Annotated in this window: 4 protein-coding genes; all 4 read right to left on the bottom strand. The window is 66.4% G+C overall.

Annotated elements, in window-relative coordinates; all coding sequences use genetic code 11:
* The coding region (locus HPC46_RS34090) for a 2Fe-2S iron-sulfur cluster-binding protein (protein ID WP_179476396.1) at positions 1 to 229 on the bottom strand (229 nt) is incomplete at its 3' end.
* Positions 230 to 276: 47 nt separating this feature from the next.
* Complete coding sequence (gene nuoF, locus HPC46_RS34085; protein ID WP_179476395.1) at positions 277 to 1602, bottom strand: NADH-quinone oxidoreductase subunit NuoF; 1326 nt, start codon at positions 1600 to 1602, stop codon at positions 277 to 279.
* Positions 1602 to 2333 carry an NADH-quinone oxidoreductase subunit NuoE gene (nuoE, locus tag HPC46_RS34080; RefSeq protein ID WP_179476394.1) on the bottom strand — a complete coding sequence of 244 codons (732 nt, stop codon included), beginning with the start codon at positions 2331 to 2333 and terminating at the stop codon, positions 1602 to 1604. The genes nuoF and nuoE overlap by 1 nt, the downstream gene beginning before the upstream one ends.
* Positions 2330 to 2754 (bottom strand): NADH-quinone oxidoreductase subunit D-related protein (locus tag HPC46_RS34075; RefSeq protein ID WP_456320171.1); only part of this gene is annotated, 425 nt, incomplete at its 5' end. The genes HPC46_RS34075 and nuoE, both read right to left, overlap by 4 nt.

Below are 2754 nucleotides of genomic sequence, written 5' to 3'. Positions count from 1 at the left end.
AGCTGGCCATCGGTTTGCGCTGGCCTTCGACCTCGACCAGGCACTGCCGGCACGCCCCGACCGGATCGAGCAGCGGATGATCGCAGAACCGCGGGATCTGCACACCCATCAACTCCGCGGCGCGAATGACCAACGTGCCCTTGGGCACCGCGACCTCGACATCGTCGATGACGAGGGTGACCATCTCCACCGGCGATTCTTCCTCGCGAGCAGACACAAACCCCCCCATTTTCGCCTCATTTTGGGGGGTTTCACGTCTGCTCGCGGGAGGAACCGTCACGCCCCCACCCCCTCCGGTGCGGCCAGCATCGAGGCATACGGATCGAACGGGCAGCCGCCGTTCAGGTGGGCCTCGTACTCGGCGCGGAAGTACTTGATCGACGAGATGATCGGCGATGCGGCACCATCGCCCAACGCGCAGAACGACTTTCCGAAAATGGTATCGGAGATGTCGAGCAGCTTGCCGATATCCTCTTCGGTGCCCCGCCCGGTCTCGAGGCGTTCGTAGATCTGGCTGAGCCAGTAGGTTCCTTCGCGGCACGGGGTGCATTTGCCGCACGACTCGTGGGCATAGAACTGGGTCCAGCGCCGCACCGCGCGCACCACACAGGTGGTTTCGTCGAAGATCTGCAGCGCCTTGGTGCCCAGCATCGACCCGACCGAGGCCATGCCTTCGTAATCCAGTGGCACGTCAAGGTGTTCGGCGGTCAGCAGCGGCGTTGACGACCCGCCGGGGGTCCAGAACTTCAGCTCGTGCCCGGCCCGCACCCCGCCGGCGTAGTCGAGCAACTCACGCAACGTGATGCCCAGCGGGGCCTCGTACTGCCCGGGTGTGGTGACATGCCCCGACAGCGAATACAGCGTGAAGCCAGGCGATTTCTCCGAACCCATCGATTTGAACCAGTCCACCCCGCCCAGCAGGATCGGCGGGACGCTGGCGATCGATTCGACGTTGTTGACCACGGTCGGGCAGGCGTACAGCCCGGCGACCGCAGGGAACGGCGGCCGCAGCCGGGGCTGGCCGCGGCGGCCTTCCAGCGAGTCGAGCAGTGCGGTTTCCTCACCGCAGATATAGGCCCCGGCGCCGGCGTGCACGATCAGATCCAGGTCGAATCCCGAGCCCTGGATATCGGTTCCCAGGTACCCCGCCGCGTAGGCTTCGGCCACGGCCGCCTGCAGGCGCCGCAACACCGGCACCACCTCACCGCGCACATAGATGAAGGCGTGCCGGGCCCGGATCGCGTACGCCGCGATGATCGCACCCTCCACCAGAAAGTGCGGGGTGGTCAGCATCAGCGGAATGTCTTTGCACGTACCGGGTTCCGACTCGTCGGCATTCACCACCAGATACTTCGGCTTGGCGCCGGCTCCGGTCGCATCCTGCGGGATGAACGACCACTTGGTGCCGGTCGGGAAACCCGCACCACCGCGCCCACGCAGGCCGGACTCCTTGACCGTCGCGATGACGTCGTCCGGTTTCATACTCAGCGCGGTGCGCAACGCCTGATAACCCTCATGGCGCACATACGTTTCCAGCGTCCACGGTTCGGGTTCGTCCCAGAACCGGCTCAGCACCGGCGTCAGCGGTGTCGCAGGTGACATCACACCTCGCTTTCGGTAACCGGGGGTGCTGACATACCGAGCTCGCGTGCCACCCGGAGACCGGCCAACGTCGCATCGCCCGGTGCGCCGCCGCCGGACTCGTCGTCCCGGGAAAGCCCTGCCAGGGTGCGTGCGGTGTCGCGGAAGGGGCAGAGTTGGGTGCCGCGGGTGGGGTGTGGGGGTTGGCCGGTTTGGAGTTGGTCGATGAGTTGGCGTGCGGTGGCTGGTGTTTGGTTGTCGAAGAATTCCCAGTTGACCATGATGACGGGGGCGTAGTCGCAGGCGGCGTTGCATTCGATGTGCTCTAAGGTGATGGCGCCGTCGGTGGTGGTGTCCCCGGCGTGCACGCCGAGTTCACGTTCGAGGGTGTCGAGGATGGCGTCGCCGCCCATGATGGCGCACAGCGTGTTGGTGCAGACCCCGACCAGATACTGGCCGGTGGGGGTGCGCCGGTACATGGAGTAGAAGGTGGCCACCGCAGCGACCTCGGCGTCGGTCAGATCGAGTTGGGCGGCGCAGAAGCCGATCCCGGCGGTGGTGACATAGCCATCCTCGGATTGCACCAGGTGCAGCAGCGGCAGCAGCGCCGAACGGGGCTGGGGGTAGCGGGCGATGATGGTGGCCGCGTCCACCGTTAGCCGCTGTTCGACGTCGGCGGTGTAGGTGGTGGGTCCGCTGATGGGTGGGCCGGGCTCCTCAGGGCGCGGCCCCAACACCAGATCGATGCTCATCTGTCGACACCTCCCATGACCGGATCAATGGAGGCGACGGCGGCGATGACGTCGGCGACCATGCCGCCCTCGCTCATCGCGGCGACGGCCTGCAGGTTGGTGAAGGACGGGTCGCGGTAGTGCACCCGGTAGGGGCGGGTGCCGCCATCAGAGACCATGTGCACCCCCAACTCGCCGCGCGGGGATTCCACCGCCACATAGACCTGCCCGGCGGGCACCCGGATGCCTTCGGTGACCAGTTTGAAGTGGTGGATCAGCCCTTCCATCGAGGTGCCCATGATCTTGGCGATATGGGCGGGGCTGTTACCCAGGCCGTCGGGGCCCACCTGCAGGTCGGCGGGCCAGGCCAGTTTCTTGTCGGCGATCATCACCGGGCCCGGCTCCAAGCGGTCCAAACACTGCGCGACGATGCGCAGGGACT

The organism is Mycolicibacterium vinylchloridicum (assembly GCF_013404075.1).
GTDB lineage: Bacteria > Actinomycetota > Actinomycetes > Mycobacteriales > Mycobacteriaceae > Mycobacterium > Mycobacterium vinylchloridicum.
Note: the sequence above shows the minus strand (reverse complement) of the source record. Positions and strands in the feature narration are given on the sequence as shown.

Coding starts and splice junctions, on each gene's coding strand:
- nuoF (WP_179476395.1), bottom strand. CDS start 1,602: ATGTCACCTGCGACACCGCTGACGCCGGTGCTGAGCCGGTTCTGGGAC.
- nuoE (WP_179476394.1), bottom strand. CDS start 2,333: ATGAGCATCGATCTGGTGTTGGGGCCGCGCCCTGAGGAGCCCGGCCCA.